Origin of the sequence: Shewanella sp. SM32, assembly GCF_025654235.1 — a bacterium.
In the GTDB taxonomy this organism is placed as follows: domain Bacteria; phylum Pseudomonadota; class Gammaproteobacteria; order Enterobacterales; family Shewanellaceae; genus Shewanella; species Shewanella oncorhynchi.
In genome coordinates this window covers 20,935-41,831 of sequence record NZ_JAKKRO010000043.1, presented here as the reverse complement: position 1 = coordinate 41,831, position 20,897 = coordinate 20,935, and the positions used below count along the sequence as shown (strand labels likewise).

The 20,897-nt window shown below is 45.9% G+C and carries 17 protein-coding genes, 1 other RNA gene and 1 pseudogene; 9 read left to right on the top strand and 10 right to left on the bottom strand.

Annotated elements, in window-relative coordinates; genetic code table 11:
* The 3 genes and pseudogenes from L5M10_RS16360 to L5M10_RS16350 all read left to right on the top strand — a co-directional run.
* Positions 1-976, top strand: a pseudogene (locus tag L5M10_RS16360) (IS3-like element ISSba5 family transposase); the annotation flags it as partial.
* The gene (locus L5M10_RS16355) at positions 973-3,789 is read left to right on the top strand and encodes a DEAD/DEAH box helicase (protein ID WP_263255597.1); all 2,817 of its coding nucleotides are present in this window, start codon (positions 973-975) and stop codon (positions 3,787-3,789) included. The pseudogene L5M10_RS16360 and the gene L5M10_RS16355, both read left to right, overlap by 4 nt.
* Before the next feature lie 409 nt (positions 3,790-4,198).
* Positions 4,199-4,621, top strand: a complete 423-nt coding sequence (locus tag L5M10_RS16350; RefSeq protein WP_227498156.1) for an Imm26 family immunity protein — start codon at positions 4,199-4,201, stop codon at positions 4,619-4,621.
* A 419-nt stretch (positions 4,622-5,040) separates the two neighbouring features.
* Here the strand turns inward: L5M10_RS16350 and gcvP are convergent, their stop codons facing one another.
* The 6 genes from gcvP to L5M10_RS16320 form a co-directional block, all read right to left on the bottom strand.
* On the bottom strand, positions 5,041-7,929 hold the full coding sequence (gene gcvP / locus L5M10_RS16345; RefSeq protein ID WP_263255596.1) for an aminomethyl-transferring glycine dehydrogenase: 2,889 nt from the start codon (positions 7,927-7,929) through the stop codon (positions 5,041-5,043).
* A 122-nt stretch (positions 7,930-8,051) separates the two neighbouring features.
* The gene (gene gcvH, locus L5M10_RS16340) at positions 8,052-8,441 is read right to left on the bottom strand and encodes a glycine cleavage system protein GcvH (RefSeq protein WP_011845766.1); all 390 of its coding nucleotides are present in this window, start codon (positions 8,439-8,441) and stop codon (positions 8,052-8,054) included.
* A gap of 25 nt (positions 8,442-8,466) precedes the next feature.
* On the bottom strand, positions 8,467-9,561 hold the full coding sequence (gene gcvT, locus L5M10_RS16335; protein WP_263255594.1) for a glycine cleavage system aminomethyltransferase GcvT: 1,095 nt from the start codon (positions 9,559-9,561) through the stop codon (positions 8,467-8,469).
* 253 nt (positions 9,562-9,814) lie between these two features.
* On the bottom strand, positions 9,815-11,038 hold the full coding sequence (locus L5M10_RS16330; RefSeq protein WP_263255593.1) for an FAD-dependent oxidoreductase: 1,224 nt from the start codon (positions 11,036-11,038) through the stop codon (positions 9,815-9,817).
* 42 nt (positions 11,039-11,080) lie between these two features.
* A complete protein-coding gene (ubiH, locus tag L5M10_RS16325; protein WP_263255592.1) occupies positions 11,081-12,322 on the bottom strand; it encodes a 2-octaprenyl-6-methoxyphenyl hydroxylase in 1,242 nt (413 codons plus the stop codon).
* A 180-nt stretch (positions 12,323-12,502) separates the two neighbouring features.
* On the bottom strand, positions 12,503-13,078 hold the full coding sequence (locus tag L5M10_RS16320) for a UPF0149 family protein (protein ID WP_105252998.1): 576 nt from the start codon (positions 13,076-13,078) through the stop codon (positions 12,503-12,505).
* A 235-nt stretch (positions 13,079-13,313) separates the two neighbouring features.
* Between L5M10_RS16320 and L5M10_RS16315 the strand changes: the two genes are divergently transcribed.
* From L5M10_RS16315 to L5M10_RS16305, 3 genes are all read left to right on the top strand, one after another.
* Positions 13,314-13,616, top strand: a complete 303-nt coding sequence (locus L5M10_RS16315; RefSeq protein ID WP_105250206.1) for a cell division protein ZapA — start codon at positions 13,314-13,316, stop codon at positions 13,614-13,616.
* Between the two features lie 117 nt (positions 13,617-13,733).
* Positions 13,734-13,914, top strand: a non-coding RNA gene (gene ssrS, locus L5M10_RS16310) — 6S RNA.
* Positions 13,915-13,923: 9 nt separating this feature from the next.
* Positions 13,924-14,622, top strand: a complete 699-nt coding sequence (locus L5M10_RS16305; protein WP_263181904.1) for a 5-formyltetrahydrofolate cyclo-ligase — start codon at positions 13,924-13,926, stop codon at positions 14,620-14,622.
* Between the two features lie 47 nt (positions 14,623-14,669).
* On the opposite strand, the gene folM is transcribed toward L5M10_RS16305, so the two are convergent.
* On the bottom strand, positions 14,670-15,416 hold the full coding sequence (gene folM / locus L5M10_RS16300) for a dihydromonapterin reductase (RefSeq protein ID WP_263181903.1): 747 nt from the start codon (positions 15,414-15,416) through the stop codon (positions 14,670-14,672).
* Positions 15,417-15,682: 266 nt separating this feature from the next.
* Here folM and L5M10_RS16295 point away from each other — a divergent pair, with 266 nt between their 5' ends.
* The gene (locus L5M10_RS16295) at positions 15,683-16,081 is read left to right on the top strand and encodes a thiol-disulfide oxidoreductase DCC family protein (RefSeq protein ID WP_263255591.1); all 399 of its coding nucleotides are present in this window, start codon (positions 15,683-15,685) and stop codon (positions 16,079-16,081) included.
* A 103-nt stretch (positions 16,082-16,184) separates the two neighbouring features.
* Here the strand turns inward: L5M10_RS16295 and mdh are convergent, their stop codons facing one another.
* Entirely contained in the window at positions 16,185-17,120 is a 936-nt protein-coding gene (mdh, locus tag L5M10_RS16290; RefSeq protein WP_105250210.1) for a malate dehydrogenase, read from the bottom strand.
* Positions 17,121-17,414: 294 nt separating this feature from the next.
* On the opposite strand from mdh, the gene argR reads away from it, so the two are divergent.
* Positions 17,415-17,885 (top strand): transcriptional regulator ArgR, encoded by a 471-nt coding sequence (argR, locus tag L5M10_RS16285; protein WP_006080175.1) that lies wholly within the window; start codon positions 17,415-17,417, stop codon positions 17,883-17,885.
* 147 nt (positions 17,886-18,032) lie between these two features.
* On the opposite strand, the gene L5M10_RS16280 is transcribed toward argR, so the two are convergent.
* A complete protein-coding gene (locus L5M10_RS16280) occupies positions 18,033-18,665 on the bottom strand; it encodes an NAD(P)-dependent oxidoreductase (protein ID WP_263255590.1) in 633 nt (210 codons plus the stop codon).
* A gap of 106 nt (positions 18,666-18,771) precedes the next feature.
* On the opposite strand from L5M10_RS16280, the gene L5M10_RS16275 reads away from it, so the two are divergent.
* On the top strand, positions 18,772-19,674 hold the full coding sequence (locus tag L5M10_RS16275) for a LysR family transcriptional regulator (RefSeq protein WP_113939097.1): 903 nt from the start codon (positions 18,772-18,774) through the stop codon (positions 19,672-19,674).
* Positions 19,675-19,746: 72 nt separating this feature from the next.
* On the opposite strand, the gene L5M10_RS16270 is transcribed toward L5M10_RS16275, so the two are convergent.
* On the bottom strand, positions 19,747-20,682 hold the full coding sequence (locus L5M10_RS16270; RefSeq protein WP_113939098.1) for a Dyp-type peroxidase: 936 nt from the start codon (positions 20,680-20,682) through the stop codon (positions 19,747-19,749).
* Positions 20,683-20,897 lie beyond the last annotated feature (215 nt).

The following is a 20,897-nucleotide window of genomic DNA, read 5'->3' as shown; positions in this document are numbered from 1 at the left end:
TTGAAATCCGTGAGCTGAAGAAGCAAATAGCTCGTCTTGAGGAGCACAATCTTATCCTAAAAAAGGCAACCGCTCTCTTGATGTCAGACTCGATGAACAATTTACGCTAATCAGCGCACTCAAGCAGAGCCACTCTATTCTCACAATTTGTAATGCATTCAAAGTGCATCGAAGTAGCTATAAGTATTGGCTAAAAAGAAAAGAACATATTGATGCAGACTTTACTATTTTATGCAGTGAAGTGAAGGCTGCACATCGTATTAGTCATGGCTCTGCCGGTGCGCGAACGATAGCGCAATTAGTGACTAACAAAGGGATTGGTCTCAGTCGTTATCGAGCCCGTAATCTAATGAAAAAACTTGGGTTATTAAGCTGTCAGCAGCCTAAGCATTCTTATCGGAAAGCGACACAAGAGCATGTTGCAATCCCCAATACGCTTAATCGACAGTTTGCAGTAACTCAACCAGATCAAGTGTGGTGTGGCGACGTGACGTATGTTTGGGTCGGTAATCGCTGGGCCTATCTAGCCGTTGTTCTTGACTTATTTTCCCGCAAGCCTATTGGATGGGCCTTGTCATTATCACCAGATAGTGCGCTGACCTGTAAAGCTTTGAAAATGGCATTTGAGTTAAGGGGTAAGCCTGAGAATGTGATATATCACAGCGATCAAGGTTCGCATTACACAAGCTTGAAATTCAGACAATTAATATGGCGTCTTCAGATTGAGCAAAGTATGAGTCGCCGCGGGAATTGTTGGGATAACGCACCAATGGAGCGTTTCTTTAGAAGTTTGAAATCTGAGTGGATACCCGCYAGTGGTTATGGGAATTTTACAGAAGCAGATAAAGAGATCACAAATTACATCACTGGATACTACAGTGAGACCAGACCCCATCAATATAATGGTGGGTTAACGCCAAATGAGTCAGAACGTTTATATTGGAATGACTCTAAAACCGTGGCCAATTTTACTTGACCACTACAGTACAGTTTGCAGCACTTGAAGCTGGTGTGGGTGGTGGAGAAAGCATTTTAGTTGTTTCACCAACATCAACAGGTAAAACCCAAATCGCAACATGGGGACTAGCAAATGGCATTCAAGCTGGCTGCACAACTGTATATCTTGTCACTCATAGAGCGTTAGCTAAGCAAAAATTTGCAGATTTCAAAGTTCAATTACTTCCAACCCTCTTAGAGAATGATCAAAGCTCACTCGTTATTGCGACTGGGGATCTCATTGAAGATGCAAATAATGAATTACCAAGTGATCCTCTAAACTCGAGGCTCCTAGTTGCTACTTACGAAAAGTACCTAGCTATGTTATCTGCATCAGGCATTCCTAAAGATATGAGCAACACAGTTATAGTCTGTGATGAAATACAATTAATTGGAGACAAGTATCGAGGTCAAAGTGTTGAGGTTCTCCTAACGTTATTAAAAACTGCAGGCTGGCGTCAATTTGTTGGACTTTCTGCGGTACTCCAAAGTAGTGACGCTGAAATGCTAGCTAATTGGCTTGGGATTAAATTAGTTAAACAGGTTATACGAGAAAAACACCTTAACTACGAATGTTGGGGGCAAAACTCTATTGCTTCATGCAGCACAGCATTACCTGATGAGATTGTGGAAAACAGGCCTTTACCACCAAATACTGAATCAAATGCACTTTCAATCGTTTCACATTTACTAAAACATGAATCCCCTCCTACACCAATTATTGTTTTTTGTATGAAAAAGCAAGATACATATGATTTAGCAAAACTATTTGTTGAAAAATATATATCACCTTCAAGTCCACAGCTTTCCCTGGCTTTTGAGGAGTTACCTGAGACAAGTGCAAATCAGTTTCTATCAGGAATAATTGAACATAGAATAGGTTCACATAGTGCTGATTTGACAGATGAAGAGCGAAATATTATAGAGACTCAACTAATAGAAAATAAATTAGATGTCGTCTTTGCTACATCTACACTTGGTGCAGGTGTTAACTTTCCACTCGGTGCTGCAGTATTCTCTTCTTGGAAACGCTGGGATGGTGATAAAAGACAGCATATTCCAATTGATGCTGCGGAATTCCATAACATGTCAGGCCGCGTTGGCCGAATGGGTTTTGAACATGAAGTAGGTAGGGTAATTTTTACGGCTATTACTCCAATTGACAAAATGTTGGCTGGACATTACTTGAATTTATCGACACTACCAGCACTGCAAAGTAGAGTTTATCCCTCTGGTTTCGAGCAACTTTCACTTCAACTAATTGCATCTGGCTTATGCAATTCTGTAGCAACAATTTCAGATTTAATTTGTGGCACTTTAAGCGGCTTAAGGGAAGCTGATAATAATTTAAATAATTTTAAAAATTGGCCATCTTGTATCCAAACAGCTGTAGATCAACTAGCTACAAAAGGAATGCTTATAAAAACTGGTTCAGGTTTATTAATAACAACAGAAATAGGTAAAGCGACAGCGTTTAGTGGCCTTCAACCTAATACTGGTATTAACTTATTAGAATATTGTACAAAAAAGATTGATGTTTTTATTGACTGCCTGAATAATAGAGATGAAAAAACTTTGGCTTTCCTTATTTTCTCAGCATGTTTTTCAAGTCAAGAGTTTACAGCCCAAGATGGTAAACAGCCTACTAGATTTCTACCATACCCATTGGGAACGTATTTATTCGATCCATCTAACCATGCCCCAAATCTATATGAGCCAGTATGGCAAGCAAATATTCCAGCAATAAATGGAGCTAAAATTTCATTAGATTGGATTTCAGGGTTTGAAATTAGAGCACTAGAGCAATATTTACCTAATCTAACAGCTGGAATGCTAAGTGAAATGTTTAGAAATCTTATATGGGTCATGCAAGGACTATCTACAATTATAATGTCTGCTGTTGATACAAGAGTTCCGATTTCTAGTAGGCCTTCTTTTTTACAAAATAATGATGATTTATTGAAAAAGCTTAGGAAGTTACCAAGGACAATTAGACGTTTAAGTTACAGACTAAACGAGGGACTTCCCGATGATGTTCTCTGGATGACTGCAATATCTAAAGTAAAAAGCACTCAAAATTTTAAAATCAATAGAAATGAAATATTAAAGTTTAAAGAGTTAAACATAACTTCCTCTGAAATATTATGTTTAGGAAACTCAGAATTAGATGCAATTAGATTATCTGTTTTCAACAAAATTAAACCTTCTCCTCACCAGAAAGCAAACTGGCTAAGGGATGCATGCAGACAATGGAAAACATTACAAAGAAAAGACGCTGCAACTCGCCATATAAATAAGGCTAAACAGTGTGGTTTAGGCTTACTATTTGAAAGTTACTATTCTTCTCTAGGTGATAATTTTGAAGTTTCGTTAGAAAACCTTTTAAAAGCTTTAGGTATATTATTCGAAAAAATTGATGATAAACAAAAAACAGGTGCACCTGATTATTTGTTAAAAATAAAAAACTCTCCAAAATTAGTTTTAGAATTAAAATCTAAAAAAGGAGATAAACTTGTTGATTATAATGGTGCTACCGAAGTTCTTGCAGCTTCAGAAATTCATGGGCATGGAGATGCATTCTGCTGCACCTTATGCCATCCAGGGGTTGATCCGAGCGTTGCTCCTGTCATAACAAACTGCGGGCGATTAAGCGTTGTCGAAAGCCATGATCTTGGAGAGGCATTACTTCGTTTAGCAATAGGAGTAATAACACAGGAACAGCTTTGGCATTGGCTTGCAACACCAGGGCAAGCTCTAATGGATGACCTCCCATATCGTGATAATACTGTTTAACCTATCAAAAGTTAGCAAATGTTAACAACATGCTAAGGTATATATGGTCACCTCGGGGTTGGAAACAAATGTCACGACAGGCATAACTCTTCACTCAATGGTTACACCAGAACTGGCATTGTTGCACCAGTGACCTTCTAAAACATGGATGTTTTAGCAGAGCTTACAGGGACGTATTTACAGCGTGTCACTGGTGTAACAGTGCGAGAGCCTGCGGCAGGCAATTGGGAAATATCGTAGCCAAAAGCCATGATAAAGCTATTTCGCACCACTTAACTCAACAGAAATAAAATTCAAATCATTAAAGGTGGACGGCACAATTTAACCCTTCTAAAGTAGAAAGTTGTGATTGGGGTGATAAGATATTGGATGATGCTCTTTCTATTCTAAGAGGTAAAAGATTGTGAAAATGAGATATCAAGAAGGTGATATTTTTATTATTCCTACAGAGGGTAAATTTGCCATCTGCCAAATTGTTTTTGCCCCAAAAGGGAAGTTTAAGCAAGTCATAGGTTTCTGCGTCCTATTTCTACAGGATAATAAAGTTTTTAAAAGTGATGACGTACTTCGCCCTCTTCCTATCATGGATATGGGGAAAGAAATGAAAGTTATATTTACTGGGAATCAAAATGTAAAAAATGGTTCTTGGGAGATAATTGGACATGCAGACCTGACCGAAGATAAAGACGAGTTAAGGATCTTTAATTATGCAGGAGGACTATATAAGGGAGAGGAAGAAATTAAACGAATCCCTGTCTCTGAGTATAATAACTATACCTCAATGGAGGTGTATGGTTTCGAGCTTGTTAATAGCTTATTGGCAAGCCTGTAACACCTCCGTTTTATCAGCAAGCGTCTCGTATTTGGGATATATCAGAACAAGCATAACTCTGTGCTCAACCGTTACACCAGAACAGGCATTATTGCACCAGTGACCTTTTAAAACATGGGTCTTTTAGTAGAGCCTACAGGGACGACTAATATTTAAATTATTGCCGGTGAGTCACTGATGTAGCGAATATAAAAGAATGCGGAAGCCTGCGGCAGGCAATAAAAAAGCGACCTTTCGGTCGCTTTTTTATGCTTCAAATTCGCTGAAGCCAACTACACCATAATTGCGTTGCTGGCGAAGCTAATGCAAGGCGGATTGAAAGCTTTCGCGCGGAGTTGACTCCTGTCAAACTCTCTATTTCGAGCTATGCGAAAGCCTCATTCAACGCCGCAGTAGCTAGCCTAAGTAGCCATTATTAATTATTCGTAGTCTGATAATGGTGCACACGAACACATTAGGTTACGGTCGCCGTACACATCATCAATACGGTTTACGGTTGGCCAGAACTTGTTAGTACGCACTGCTGCACTTGGGAACACGGCCACTTCACGGCTGTATGGACGCGTATCAAACTCTGGGTCCATGATATCGGCCATAGTGTGCGGTGCGTTGTGCAGCGGGTTGTTGTCCGCTGGCCATTCACCCGATTCTACTTTGGCGATTTCGGCACGGATTGACACCATAGCGTCGATGAAACGATCGAGTTCCACCTTAGACTCAGATTCCGTCGGCTCAATCATCAGGGTTCCCGCAACAGGGAAGCTCATGGTTGGCGCGTGGAAACCGTAGTCATTCAAACGCTTAGCGATATCCATTTCGGTCACGCCTGAAGCTTCTTTCAGTGGACGTAGGTCGATAATACATTCGTGCGCGACGCGATCATTACGGCCACGGAACAATACTGGGTAGTGTTCTGACAGCTTCTTCATCACGTAGTTAGCGTTTAACAGCGCAGTTTGGGTCGACTTTTTAAGACCTTCAGAGCCTAACAGCTTAATGTACATCCAGCTGATCGGCAGAATGCCTGCGCTACCGTAAGGGGCAGCCGATACGGCGCCGTTGTTGTCACTTTCACGGCCCGGTTTAACCACAACGTGACCCGCAACAAATGGGGCTAAGTGTGATTTCACGCCGATTGGGCCCATACCTGGACCACCGCCGCCGTGTGGAATCGCGAAGGTTTTGTGCAGGTTAAGGTGTGATACGTCGGCACCGATAAAGCCAGGAGACGTTAAGCCGACCTGCGCGTTCATGTTAGCGCCGTCTAAGTACACTTGACCGCCGTGCTGATGCACTATGTTGCAGATTTCGCGGATAGATTCTTCATACACACCGTGGGTCGATGGGTAAGTGATCATGATGCAAGACAGGTTTTCAGCCACTTCGGCAGCTTTCGTCTTCAGATCTTCTAAATCGACGTTACCTTGCTTGTCACAGGCCGTCACCACCACTTGCATACCGGCTAATTGCGCCGATGCAGGGTTAGTACCGTGGGCTGATTGCGGGATCAAACAGATGTTTCTGTGCGCATCGCCACGTGACTCATGGTATTTCTTGATGGCTAACAGACCAGCGTATTCACCTTGAGCGCCAGAGTTAGGTTGGATACACACAGCGTCGTAGCCTGTGATGTTCACTAACCAAGTCGACAACTCTTCAATCAACTGAGTAAAGCCTTTGGCTTGGTCCAGTGGGCTGAATGGGTGCATGTTGGCAAATTCTGGCCAGCTCACTGGGAGCATTTCAACCGCTGCGTTTAACTTCATGGTGCAAGAGCCCAGTGAAATCATCGAGTAGTTAAGTGCTAAGTCTTTGCTTTCGAGACGTTTGATATAACGCATCATCTCGGTTTCGCTTTGATAACGATTGAAGGTTGGGTGGCTTAAAATCGCATCTTGGCGCACAAGTGCCGCCGGAATCGATTGGCTACCTTGGCTAACGATTTGCGCGTCTAACGCGGCAACATCTAAACCATGGCCGGCACCTAAGATCACATCGAACAGGGCTTCGATATCTGTGCGTAATGTGGTTTCGTCTAAGCTCACGCCCACAATACCATCGGCATCGAAACGTAGATTCATTTCAGCAGCCAGTGCGCGTGCATTGACGGCAGCAACATCTAAGCCTTTGATGCTAACAGTATCAAACCAAGTGCTGTTGACTAAGTTCACGCCCTTCGCTTTTAAGCCTGCCGCTAAAATGTCGGCGAAACGGTGGATGCGTGATGCGATAGTTTTCAGGCCATCTGGACCGTGGAATACGGCGTAGAAAGACGCCATATTCGCCAACAGAATTTGTGCAGTACAAATGTTTGAGTTGGCTTTTTCGCGGCGGATATGTTGCTCACGAGTTTGCATTGCCATACGCAGTGCGCGGTTACCACGGGCGTCTTTTGACACACCAATGATACGGCCAGGCATAGAACGTTTGTGCTCGTCACGGGCAACGAAGAAGGCCGCGTGTGGACCACCAAAACCCATTGGCACGCCAAAACGCTGGGCACTACCGAATACCACATCGGCGCCCATAGCGCCCGGTGATTTCAGTAATACTAAAGACATAATGTCGGCAGCGACAGTCACAACCACATTCTTCGCACGCAGAGTTGCGAATAATTCGCTGAAGTCAGTGATTTGACCGAAACGGTTAGTATATTGGAACAAAGCACCAAACAGCTCATGGTTAACGGCCTCAGATGCAGGGCCAACCACCACTTCAAAACCAAAACACTCAGCGCGGGTTTTCACTACGTCTAAGGTTTGCGGGAACACATCATCGGCAACGAAGAAGATATTGGCTTTTTTCGCTTTAGAAACGCGCTTTGCCAGCGCCATCGCTTCGGCAGCAGCAGTTGCTTCATCTAACAAAGAAGCAGAAGCCAAATCTAAACCCGTTAAATCCATCGACACTTGTTGGAAATTTAGAATGGCTTCTAAACGGCCTTGGGCGATTTCTGGCTGATATGGCGTATAAGCCGTGTACCAACCTGGGTTTTCAAATACGTTACGCAGGATCACGTTTGGCACTTGAGTGCCGTAGTAACCCATACCGATATAGCTCTTAAATACTTGGTTTTGTTTCGCTAAACCACGAATGTAAGCAATGCCTTCGGCTTCGCCGCAGGAATCACCAATGCTCAGATCTTGGCTTAAACGGATCGACTCAGGCACGATTTGCGCGGTCAGATCGTCCAGAGACTCAGCACCAACATAGTTCAGCATGGCTTGCTGTTGGCTGCTATCTGGGCCGATATGACGACGTAGGAATAAATCGTGCTGTTCTAACTGAGTGAGGGTTTGCTTGGTCATGATAAACCTTGTTCCAGATTTGCCGAAATTCAGAACTGTAGGGTACTGATTAACGGACTGTTGTTATGTCAATCTTGCGCTAAAACAAACGAAGCCCCTTAGGGCTTCGTTAGCGTCGACGATTATTCTTCGTCGATAACAGCTTGGTAGCCTTCAGCATCCAGCAGAGCGTCGACTTCTGATTCGTCAGAAGGCATTACGCGGAAGAACCAGCCTTCGCCGTAAGCACTGCTGTTAACGAGTTCTGGCGAATCTTCCAGCGCTTCGTTCACGGCAATCACTTCGCCAGAAATGGGGGCATAAATGTCAGACGCCGCTTTTACTGATTCAGCTACAGCACAGTCTTCACCCGCAGTCACAGTGTCGCCAACTTCTGGGAGTTCAACGAAAACCATGTCACCTAACAGCTCTTGGGCGTGCTCAGTGATACCTACTGTGTAGCTACCGTCTTCTTCCTTGCGGATCCATTCGTGTGAAGAGGCGTATTTCAGTTCTGTCGGAATATTGCTCATTGTTCTTGTTCCTTGTTCCGTTTTTTTAAAATGCTTGTTTACCGTTGCGCACAAAGTTTGGCGCCACTACTCTAACAGCCACACGTTTTTTACGCATTTCGACTTCCGCAGTACCCCCAATCGAACTAGGAACACGTGCCATCGCAATAGAATAGCCCAATGTTGGCGAGAAAGTCCCGCTGGTGATCACGCCTTGTTGCTCTACACCGGCAGCGTCAGTGAAAAATACTGGCATATCATGGCGTAACACGCCCTTTTCTTCCATCACTAGACCAACAAGTTTGCTGGTTCCTGCATCGCGAAGTGTTTCGAGGGCTTTACGGCCGATAAAGTCACGGTCGTTTGGTTCCCATGCAATAGTCCAGCCCATGTTGGCGGCCAATGGGTTGATGGTTTCGTCCATGTCTAAGCCGTAAAGGTTCATACCAGCTTCGAGACGCAGCGTGTCACGGGCACCAAGACCACAAGGTTTAACGCCTTGATCTAACAGTGCTTGCCACAGTGCTTCGGCTTCATCTTCTGGGACGATAATTTCGTAGCCCGCTTCGCCTGTGTAACCCGTAGTCGCAATAAACAGTGAACCAGCTTGCTTACCGAAGAAAGGTTTCATGCCTTCGATGGCGGCGTTTTGCTCGGCACTGAACACGGCAGCGGCTTTCGCTTTTGCGTTAGGACCTTGAACGGCAATCATCGCCAGCTCAGGACGCTCAGTCACAGTGACATCAAAACCTTGGGATTGCTTGGCGATCCAAGCGAGATCTTTTTCGCGGGTCGCTGAGTTCACTACCACGCGGTAGTTAGTGTCAGTGAGGTAATAAGTGATGAGGTCGTCGATGATACCGGCATTGTCATCTAACATGCCGCTGTATAAGGCTTTACCTGGCACTTTAAGTCTAGCCACATCGTTCGCCAGCAACTTACGTAGAAATGCACCAGCGTCGCTACCTATCACATCAACCACAGTCATGTGGGATACGTCGAACATACCCGCGTCTTGACGCACAGCGTTGTGTTCTTCGATTTGTGAACCATAGTTGAGGGGCATATCCCAACCGTGGAAGTCGACCATCTTAGCGTTTGATTCTAAGTGCTTGTTAAACAGAATAGTTTTGTTAACCATTGTTATCCCTTTTTGCGGCCTTTTTCAGGTCTCTGCCTAGTGTAGGGTGTAGATACTAGGGTCTAAAATGCGGCGAAATTATACCTTGCGTCACAAATTTGTATACAGGAGATTTTTCTAATCCGAAGCCATTGCCATTAGATTTCCTCATCTTCAACATGTAATTTTTTTACATGCGAAGGCCAGATTTGCGCAGCTTGCAGTCAATATGCTGATATTAGCGGCAATTCTGATCACATTAGCGCAACCTAGGCTAACGGCACAACTTAGGCAGTGCCGACTTATTGCCCATGGCCTGTTGTATGAACACTGTTTTCAGCCCAGCGACATTATCAACCAGATTTAATCCCAGATCGCGAATCGCCTTTTTGACTGGGTTTGAACCTTCGAATAGGCGTTTAAAGCCCTCCATCGCCGCGATCATCTCCATTGCATCGGCTTTGCGCCAACGTTCAAGTGCACGCAGCTGCGCATAATCGCCGATATCTTTACCCGCTTGCTGTAATTCGCTGATCACTTCGATAATGCTGGCCGCATCTAAAAAGCCGAGGTTCACCCCTTGGCCAGCCAGCGGATGAATAGTATGGGCTGCATCACCTGCTAACACTAAACGGTGGCGGGCAAAATGGCGGGCGTAGCGCATCCGTAATGGAAAGGCTTGGCGCTCGCTTTCCAGCTTGCAAATCCCTAAACGACCGTCGAAAGCCGCGGTTAAGTTGCGCTCGAATTGCACTTTATCCATTGCCAATAATTCAGTGGCGCGCTCGGGCGGCACCGACCAGACGATAGAGCAGAGATTGTCTTCATACAGGGGTAAAAATGCTAGCGGGCCGTCCTGCAAAAACACTTGGCGGGCGGTGGCAAGGTGTGGCATTTCGGTACGAATAGTTGCGACGATTGCGTGGTGGCCGTAATCCCAGAATGTCAGCGGGATCTTGCATTGCTCGCGCACCCAAGAGTTGGCGCCATCGGCGGCTATCACAAGTGCAGCACTGACACTTTCTATTTCAGAATCGACGCCATTGGCAAGGGTCAACCAAGCTTCGCGCTCACCAAAAGCAATGCGCTCTAAGCGTTGGTTTTGAATATGGGTGATATTGTCAAACTCACTGGCGCGTTTGGCGAGGGCAAAGCTAATGGCATCGTTTTCGATAATCGCGCCGAGACTGGTTTCGCTGATGCTGTTGGCATCAAAGGCAATTTTACCGAAACCGTCTTTATCCCACACCGCCATTTTTTGATAAGGCGTGGCGCGGGAAGTGTCTAAATAACTCCATGCCCCTAAGTTTTCTAACAAGCGCTGGCTCGCCTTATTGATGGCGCTCACCCGTAAACGCGGCTCGCCGCTCACGGCCTCGGTTTGGCCCGCATCGATAACGACGACATTCAGATCGGCCTGCGCCAATCCAATCGCGGTGGCGAGTCCCACCATGCCGCCACCCACAATGGCGATGTCATAGGCTTGTGAACTTAACATGGGTACATCCTTTTCGCGTTGCGATACCAGTAAATTACTGAGTTATTTCCAGCCCATTGCCTTTTGAGCGACGGGGGTTTTCAGTGGCGGAAACCAAGACAAGAGCCGCAATCCTAAGTTACGCCCCAGCGCCATCGGCCAATATTGGTTTGAAAAGCCACGGACTAAAAATTCGATATTTCGGATAGTGCTGTTTCTGTCGTGCTCGCGGGCATTTAGGTACGCATGGGTCACAGCGGCGGAGCCGATATCATCACCCTGCGCGAGCGCCGTTTGGATCACCTCGAGCAAACTCACCACATCCCTCAACCCTAGGTTAAACCCTTGTCCCGCAATCGGATGCAGTGTCTGCGCCGCATTGCCGATAAACACACATCTGTGATGAATTGGCCTTGGCATATAAGACAAATTAAGCGGATACGCATGGCGCGCGCTGACATCGATAAACGTGCCCGCACGATAACCAAAGGCCTGTTGCAGCGCCGCTAAAAACTCAGCCTTAGGCGCGTCTTGCATCTGTTTAGCCCGCACATCATCGAGCGCCCACACGAGAGATAATCGAGGTTGACCTTGAATATCGGCCATAGGCAATAACGCTAAGGGACCCGTTTGGGTAAAGCGCTCATAGGCCCAATGTTTGTGAGGCCTATTGGTTGGCAAATCGGCGGTTTGAATATTGGTAATAATGGCCGTTTGCTCAAAGGCCACTTGGGTCACGGGCAAATTAAAACTGCTGCGCACTTTGGATTGCAAACCATCTGCGGCAACCACAAGTTTGGCTTGAATTCGCTCGCCCGTATCGAGCACTAAGGTGTGACCTTCAACGGCGGGTTCTACTTGGGCAAGCTTGGCGGGGCAATAGAGTTTGACATTACTCTTATTCAACTCGTTAAACAGCACTTGGCCAACTCGTTCAAGCTCAACCACTTGGCCTAGGGCATCTAAATGAAACTGCGCCGCATTGAGTTCTGTCATGCCAAAGTGGCCGCGATCCGACACATGGATATTTTCAATCGCCGTGCCCAAATGGGCGAGCTTTTGCCATAAACCTAAACGGGATAATTCGAAAATAGAACCGTGGGCGATAGCAATAGAGCGGGCATCGAATCCGGGGTGTTGCTTATCGGGAAGGTGCGCTTCGATTAAGGCGATAGAAAGTGGCCGAGCTGCGGATAAAGAAAGACGCGCGAGAGCTAACGCTAGTGTCGCCCCCGCCATCGCACCGCCTACAATCGCGATGTCGACGTGTTGAACTGAAGTATCCATGTGATTTGTGGCCGTCATGGGGATCTCATTCAAGCTTTGGCATAACACTAAGGCATGTAAACATAAAAGATGTAAACATCAATGCTATGCACTCAAAAACACCAGTGCTATGGACTCAAAGGCAGATTTGCCCACCTTTGACATCTAATTGAAGCCACTACTGTGTTAACTTATTGAACATTAAACAACTGCGGTAAATTAATGCACAACCGCAGTATCGTCAGCCTCGCCATGGGGAAGCTCAGGACCAAACTCCGAGTAACACATGATGGCTGCAATACGTACAAACTCGAGTAATTCAGTGTAAGCGGCTTCGGATTCTTCATCGTCGGCAACATCAAATTCCACTTGGGCAATTTCCGCCAAGTCTTTGATCACTTCACGTACTTCTGCCGAGGCTTGATTCAGTTTCGGCTGAATAATCGCCATGCCAGTCAAAAAACTCTGGGTCCACAGGGACAAGGCTTCAACACGTTGGCTGAGCGGCTCTTCTTCTTCGGGCAACAGCGGCATGAAACCAAATTCAAAATCCACTAAACGCGTCACTGAATCGTTAAACAAATCACACACTAATTGGTGCAACTGCGCTGGCAAAGGTTGACCATCGTTCATCAGGTCGAATAAAGGCTTGATCCAAGTGTCGCCAGTTTGCTCTACACCACCGCAGATTAAACCGACTAAAGCACCGTGAACTTCTACCGGATGCTGGCCGATTTCAGCCGCATCTAAGGCGAGTTTTAAGCTGTCGATACGTAACGAAGGAGGGGTTGCCATATCAGATCCCAATAAGATTTTTCCAGCAGCAATGCTAGCAGAGATAAAGACTTGAACCAATACTGAATCCCAATAATGGCGAAATCGGCCACGCCCTGATAAAAAACTATCCAACTGCTCACACAAACAGCAAACAAAACCGTCAAAGACCAATCCATTTGCGGCTTACCTTGCACTTTTAAGATCAGCCCTATATAGTCCGCCCTAAGAGGCTAACGAAAGGATCACCCGCGACATGAGTAACAGTGCTGTTGAAATTACCCTACTTGGGCGCACCTACTCTATCGCTTGCCCGAAAGGTCAAGAGGATGCCTTACGTACGGTAGCGTTGGGAGTTGAACAACAACTCAGTGCGTTAAAAACCCGAACCAATAGCCTAAGCCGTGAAGAAATTGCGATTATGGCGGCGCTGAATATTGGACACGAGTTGTTCCAAGAAAAGCAAAAAAATAAGCACTACATGCAACAGATGGACGACAGGATCAGCTTGCTGCAGTCGACCCTCGAAAGTGCCTTAGTTGAGCGTTCAACTAAATAGATTTAAACTGTGCACCTTAGTGATTTAACACTCATTGAGTTAAACCAACTGACGCACAGTGAATGGCTAAACTGGCTTATTTAAATAAACCAATGCTTTAGCGATTCAATACCGTTTTGCTCCCTGGGATGCATGCCAACTGGTAATGTCCCTGTGCCGATAATTTTGAAATTAGGGTGAATGCTTTACTGACATTGTGCATGCTCGGCTTGTACCGAGAAGCCTTAGGAGGTAATCATTTACCCGCCTTGAACCTACGGTTCAAGGGCTACACCGGTAGCGGCATTCTGGGGAGCATCTTAATTCTATGTCTACATCTTCCAAACTTTCTCATTTGAATGCCCAAAGCGACACGGCGAACCTTGCCGTAGAAGTCGCTGATGCCGTAGATGTTGCAAGCTATGCGGCAAATATCGCACTCCATACAAAAGAAAGCCGCAATCTGTTACGCAAAGCCATTCGCACCGCCCGTAAATCTCTCTCCGAAATAGAACAAACCCAAGCAAGTTTAAACGCCTGCCAGCGAATGCTCGATGCATTGCAGGCCAACAAAGCGCAACATGTGGCATTATATCTCACCCATGATGGCGAACTCGCCACGCCACCGCTTATCGCTGCGCTGTGGCAAATGGGCATAAACACCTATCTGCCTAGGTTACATCCCTTCAATGCCGGACAATTATTATTCCTGCATTACACCGCAGACACCCCCATGCAACCCAATCAATTCGGCATCTTAGAACCTAAATTAGATGTGCGCACCATTATCCCAGTGACAGAGTTAGATGTGGTTATCACGCCCTTAGTGGCTTTTGATTTAATGGGGAATCGCATGGGCATGGGCGGCGGCTATTACGATAGGACGCTGGCAAACTGGCAGCTTAAAGGTAAACCTTTGCCTATGGGTTACGCCCACAACTGTCAGCAAGTGACGAGTTTACCCTGCGAGTATTGGGATGTGCCTTTGCCATTTATCATCACTCCAAGTCGGGTACTGACATTTTAAGCCATTGGTTGTTTTCGAAAAATCAAATCACTATTGGCCACCATCCACTATTTTAAATGACGGCCACCATCGACATTATGGCAACGACCGCTGACGTAGCGGCTATTCAGCAGATATTCGACTAAGTCGATAATCTCCTCATTCCCCGCCTCTTTCGGCAACAGCGCTTTGGCTAAGGTTTTTTGCTGATAGGCAACGTCATCTCCTGCATTAAATAGGATCATCGCCGGCGCAATCGAATTCACTTTCACCTCGGGCGCAAATTTGGCGGCAAAGGATAGCGTCATATTGTGCAGCGCGGCTTTACTGGCGGCATAGGCGATATGCTTCTGACTGCCCTTCTCTGCCACATAGTCAGTAATATGAATCACATCGCTCGCACCGATTTCATCGCCAGCAGCGGCACGTAGCTGCGCCTCTAAGGCCAAGTTCAACTGATAGGGCACGCTCACATGCACTTGCATCATCCGCTGCAGCACTTGGCTCGGTGCAAAAGTGGCACTCTTGAAAGGCTCATTCTTTGTAAGCACAGGATCCGGCAGCCAGTCCGAGGCATTGTGAATAATGGCGCGAATTTGCGGCAGCTTAGCTAACTCATCAATCAAGGATCGCACTTGAGTATCGTCATAAAAATCACAGGGATACAGAGTCGCACCTAAGGCGTTCAGCTCATCTATGCTAGCGTAATGGCTGCGATAGGTACCAATCACCTGCTGACCTTGGGCGAGAAAATGTTTGGCTAAGGCGTAACCGATACGCTTACCCACGCCTGTGATTATGATGGGAGATGTCATACCTATCCTTTTGAGTCGTTATTGGTCAGGCTTTACCTTGTTCGCTTAAAAATCAGCAATCAAGTTAAACTGATGAATAACCAAGATGTTACTGCACTCATTTGAATTTAACCTAACAAAAAGCCCAATGAGATGCTGATCCGTTCTACAATCGCTTCGATCTAAACCCCTTTATTCTGCGTATAGGGTAGAAGAAAACCAAGCTTGAGTACTCAAGCCAAGAGCTTAGACCAAGTATTGTGATCAAGTCATCAGAGGTGATACCGATGGAACTGCGGATTTTTTACGATGGTAATTGTCCATTATGTCGCGCCGAAATGCGTCAACTGAAGGCGCGCGATCCCAAGGACTTGATTGCGCTTGAGGATTTAAATGCACCAGACTTTAGTGAGCGTTTCAGCCATATCGATAGGGACTATGCCAATACCATTCTCCATGGCGAAACCGCAACGGGCGAAGTGTTACTCGGGTTAGATGTCACTTGTAAAGCGTGGGCACTGACAGGCACACGCGCTTGGATCCAACTGTTACGCCTGCCCGTGATTAAAACTGTGGCCGATTGGTGCTATCTCAGATTTGCAAAACACAGATATCGCATCTCCTATTTACTGACGGGCAAAGCCCGCTGCGACGATAATTGCCAACTGCCCACTAAGCGCCGCTGATCGACTGAATTAGCTTAGTAAAGTGTAAAACCTAGGCATAAAAAAACGGAGCTCAATGGCTCCGTTTTTAATTCGTCATAATCTAAAAAGATTATCCGAAAGATTATTTAACGAAATCAACGCCTAGTTTGATATCGCCTTTCAGCGTATCTAACATAGAATCACGAGCGTTAGCTTCGAATGCACTCACTTCACCGTAAGGCAGTACTTTTTCAATACCGTTTTTGCCTAACAGCACAGGTTGTGCGAAGAATTCAGCATGCTCGCTGCCGCCGTCAACATAGGCGCATTCAACTATGTTAGCTTCGCCTTGCAGACCACGAACCAGAGACAGACCGAAACGGCAAGCCGCTTGACCCATAGACAGAGTCGCGCTTCCGCCACCGGCTTTAGCTTCAACCACTTCGGTACCCGCGTTTTGGATGCGAGTCGTCAGACTTGCCACTTCTTCGTCAGTGAAAGTCGCGCCTTCAACTTGAGACAGTAATGGCAGAATGGTCACGCCGCTGTGGCCGCCGATCACATTCACTTTAACGTCAGCAACGTTCAGGCCTTTTAATTCGGCGATGAAAGTTTCAGAACGGATCACGTCTAGAGTCGTGATACCGAACAGACGGTTCTTATCATAAACACCCGCTTTTTTCATCACTTCTGCAGCGATAGCCACAGTCGTGTTGACTGGGTTAGTGATAATGCCAACCAAAGCCGTAGGGCAAGTTGCCGCTACTTTTTCGATCAGGTTGCGAACGATACCCGCATTGATATTGAACAGATCTGAACGATCCATACCAGGCTTACGTGCAACACCAGCAGAAATTAGAACAACGTCAGCACCCACGAGGGCAGGCGTTGGATCTTCACCAGCAAAACCTTTGATTTCAACAGCAGTTGGAATGTGGCTCAAGTCAACCGCAACACCCGGAGTTACCGGTGCGATATCATATAGAGACAATTGTGAACCCGCAGGCAATTGAGTTTTTAACAGTAGGGCAAGAGCCTGGCCGATACCACCAGCAGCACCAAGTACAGCAACTTTCATAGTTATCTCCGTTATTTCTCGGATATGTGTGACATGGATCTAATTTGCGTTGGCGTCACATTACTGGAATGTCACAACAATTTCAATTATCCCTTAGTCGTGGGACAAAAGAATTCCGGAATAACGTAAAAGCAATGTAGAACAATTACTCAAATTGGGATTTTTACGCCCCCTACAAACGCTTAACCACTGGGACTTAGTGAATTTTTATTCAACCAATCTGGTTATTTGTTGACAATTTTTCTAAAAATATTCAAAATGGGCCTGTTTTTTTGAATAACGAATAATAATATTATGCAAACGACCAAGAATCAGGATGACCTTGTTAGAATTTTTAAGTCGATTTTAAAAGAAGAGCGCTTTGGCTCTCAGAGTGAAATCGTCACCGCCTTGCAAGCTGAAGGCTTTGGTAATATTAACCAATCAAAAGTGTCACGCATGCTCAGCAAGTTCGGCGCAGTGCGGACTCGCAACGCTAAGCAAGAGATGGTGTATTGCTTACCAGCCGAATTAGGCGTACCCACCGCGGGTAGCCCACTGAAGAATTTGGTACTCGACGTCGATCACAACCAAGCTATGATCGTCGTGCGAACTAGCCCAGGTGCCGCGCAGCTGATTGCCCGTTTATTGGATTCTATCGGTAAACCAGAAGGCATTTTGGGTACGATTGCCGGTGACGACACTATCTTTATTTGCCCATCGAGCATCCAAGATATCGCCGATACCTTAGAAACCATCAAATCTTTATTCAATTACGCAGAATAAAAAAACAGGTCAGTGAGCTGACCTGTTCTATTTTATCTGTACATTTTGAAGTGCAATACCGCGCTGGTTATTTGGCCATTGTCCCGATTACGTTACACATTCCAGCACAATATCTAACTCACAATATCTAACTCAACTATAACGATATCAGTAAGCCACACTGATGCGCTGGTTTGGGTGAGCGCCCTTTTCGGCTTCATCTACCATGGCTTTTGCGTAATCAGTTACAGAGATACGGCTTTGACCATTAGCATCGGTAAAGAAGCTGTCGCCACCAAGACGGTACGGGCTTTCACTCTCACCGGGATAAATCTCAGCAGCTGGGCTCACAAAGGTCCAATTGATTGCCGTTTGCGCCGCACGGAATACCTTCAAGGCTTCACCCTGAGCTAACGCCTCATCTTTATATACTGCGGGGAAATCTGGGCTAGAGACCAGCGTCACACCCGGCGCCACTTCTAAACTCCCAGCACCACCGACCCACAATAAACGTGGCACGTTAGCGTTAGGCAGCACATCCAGTAAATGCTGAACCGTACTCGCCACTAGACCATGATTTTGTTGGGCGCGGCCACCAACGGCGGCAATCACGACATCTACGCCAGCAAAGGTATCGGCGACCAATGGCTGCTCTAAATCCACGGCACGTACTGCCACATCAGCCACGGATAACTTGCTTGGATCACGCACTAACGCTGTCACTTGATGTCCACGACTCTGTGCTTCTTTTAAAATTGCACCACCGATCCAACCCGTTGCACCTAAAATTGCGATTTTCATTTCATTGTCTCACTCAGATGATTTACATTGGAACCAGTTTACTTGCAGTTTTTCACCTAATAAACATCAATAATTGAGCATGATTGTTTCAATATAGGATACTAATGTGGATAAAATTGCCGCAATACGCAGTTTCGTCGAAGTCGCAAACTGTGGTAGCTTTACCAAAGCTGCCGAACATTTAGACCTCAGCCGCCTGCAGGTTTCCCGTCATATTCAAGAAGTGGAGCAGTGGTTGAGTTTACGCTTATTACACCGCACCACGCGCAGCGCCAGCTTGACTTTGCAGGGTGAGGAAGCACTACAATTTTGCCAGCGGATCTTAAGTGAAGTTGCGGCCATGGAGAGCCGTGCCCACAGCCATAACAGTGAACTGGTAGGCAGTATTCGTATCGCTACGCCTATTGGCCTTGGGCAGCACAGTCTGTTTGATGTCGTCGATCGCTTTATTAAAATTCATCCTAAGGTCAACATTCAGCTGGTGATGTCGGACAGTTTTGCGCAATTGGTAGATGAGAGAGTCGACGTGGCGCTACGTTATACCGAGCAGCCCGATGAGAATCTCATAGCTCGGCGTTTGATGACCATAGATGCAGTACTTTGCGCGGCGCCGAGCTATCTTGATAGCGCAACGCCACTCCTCGAACCCATTGATCTGCTGGCCCACAACTGCCTCATACACTCAGCGCAACAAAACTGGCCTTTTCTAAAAGAACTGCAAGCCGAGCACGTCAAAGTTACAGGGAATCTTAGGGCTAACGATATGGGAGTGTTGGTCAGTGCGGCGCTACGTGGACATGGCATAGTGCGTTTACCCTGTGACTTAGCTAACCAATACCTTGCCAGTGGTCAACTCAAAGAAGTCCTACCCGAATTTACGACACCAGGCCAAACCTTGTGGGCGGTATATTTGTCCCGCAGTTATCAGCAAAATCTAGTGCGCGCTTTTATCGATTTCACCGCCCTGCAATGGCAGCTCGATATCAAAAAATGGGTTCCCGCGCATTAGCATAAAAAACGCACTTAGGCGTTAGCTTAAGTGCGTCTCGATTGATGCTAATCCGGCTTGATTATAGAAAGCTTATTCGTCGAACTGCAGCATAAAATCCAGTGCGGGGGCAAAGAAAGATGAACCAGTCATCGCCTTAGTAAAATGCATCAAGTGATCATGATTGCCTTCGCCATCACCAAACATCATGCTATGCAGCATCTTTTCAAAATGTTCTGGCGTGCGGCAGTTAGAGATAAACATTAATCCCTGCTCCTTCAGCGAACCATAGGGCATACTCTGACGCAGGATCTCCATTGACTTACCATCGGCATCTTTAAGATTAACGCGCTTGATATGGCTGGTCAGTGGCTTATCTTCAGATTCATACTCGATATTATCTTGCTTAGTACGGCCGATAATATCCTCTTGTTTTTTAACTGGTAATCTATGCCACTTACTCAAGTTATGGGCATACTTTTGCACATGAATATAGCTGCCACCCTTAAACTCAGGATCCTCATCACCCACAAGTGCCACTTCCTGGCGGTGACGCCCCTTAGGGTTTTCGGTACCATCGACAAAACCAGTCAAATCACGGCTATCCATAAATCTAAAGCCACGCTCTTCTTCAACTAACTCCACTAAATCTTCAAACATTTGGCTGATTTCATTAGCCACTAAATGCAGAATATCGTAACGATCACTGCGAATATGCACGAATAAATCATATTCAATTGCAGGTGCTTCACGACTGCCCACTTGCATCGCAGGGAAAGGTTTAAGCAGTTCTGGGCGAGCAGTAGGATAGAGGCTATCCCAATAATTAGCACCAATACCAACAAAACCATTGAATGCACTGTCGGAATATTGATCTGTCAGCTCATAAATATACTGCGCAACGTTGGCAAGACAGGGACGTAATTGCGACTCGACATTGTCATTGGCATTAAACATCAAATAGACACTGTGTAAGTTCCCCTCTGCACACACACCCAACTGTTCACGCGGCATATTTTGAATATCCATTTGGTTATCACCCTTTTTCTAAATTCATTTTCGGCAATATTATCCGCAACTTTACCTAAAAATGACATTAACTAACGCACAGTTTGCTCTGATCTGTTTATGATAATGCCAATAGCGGAGCATTATCCCACCCCAGACCCTTAAACATAAAAATTGACGAGACCATTAAAGTCTCGCCAATCAGTTAAATCGAATCAATGACGTCAGGTTCACTC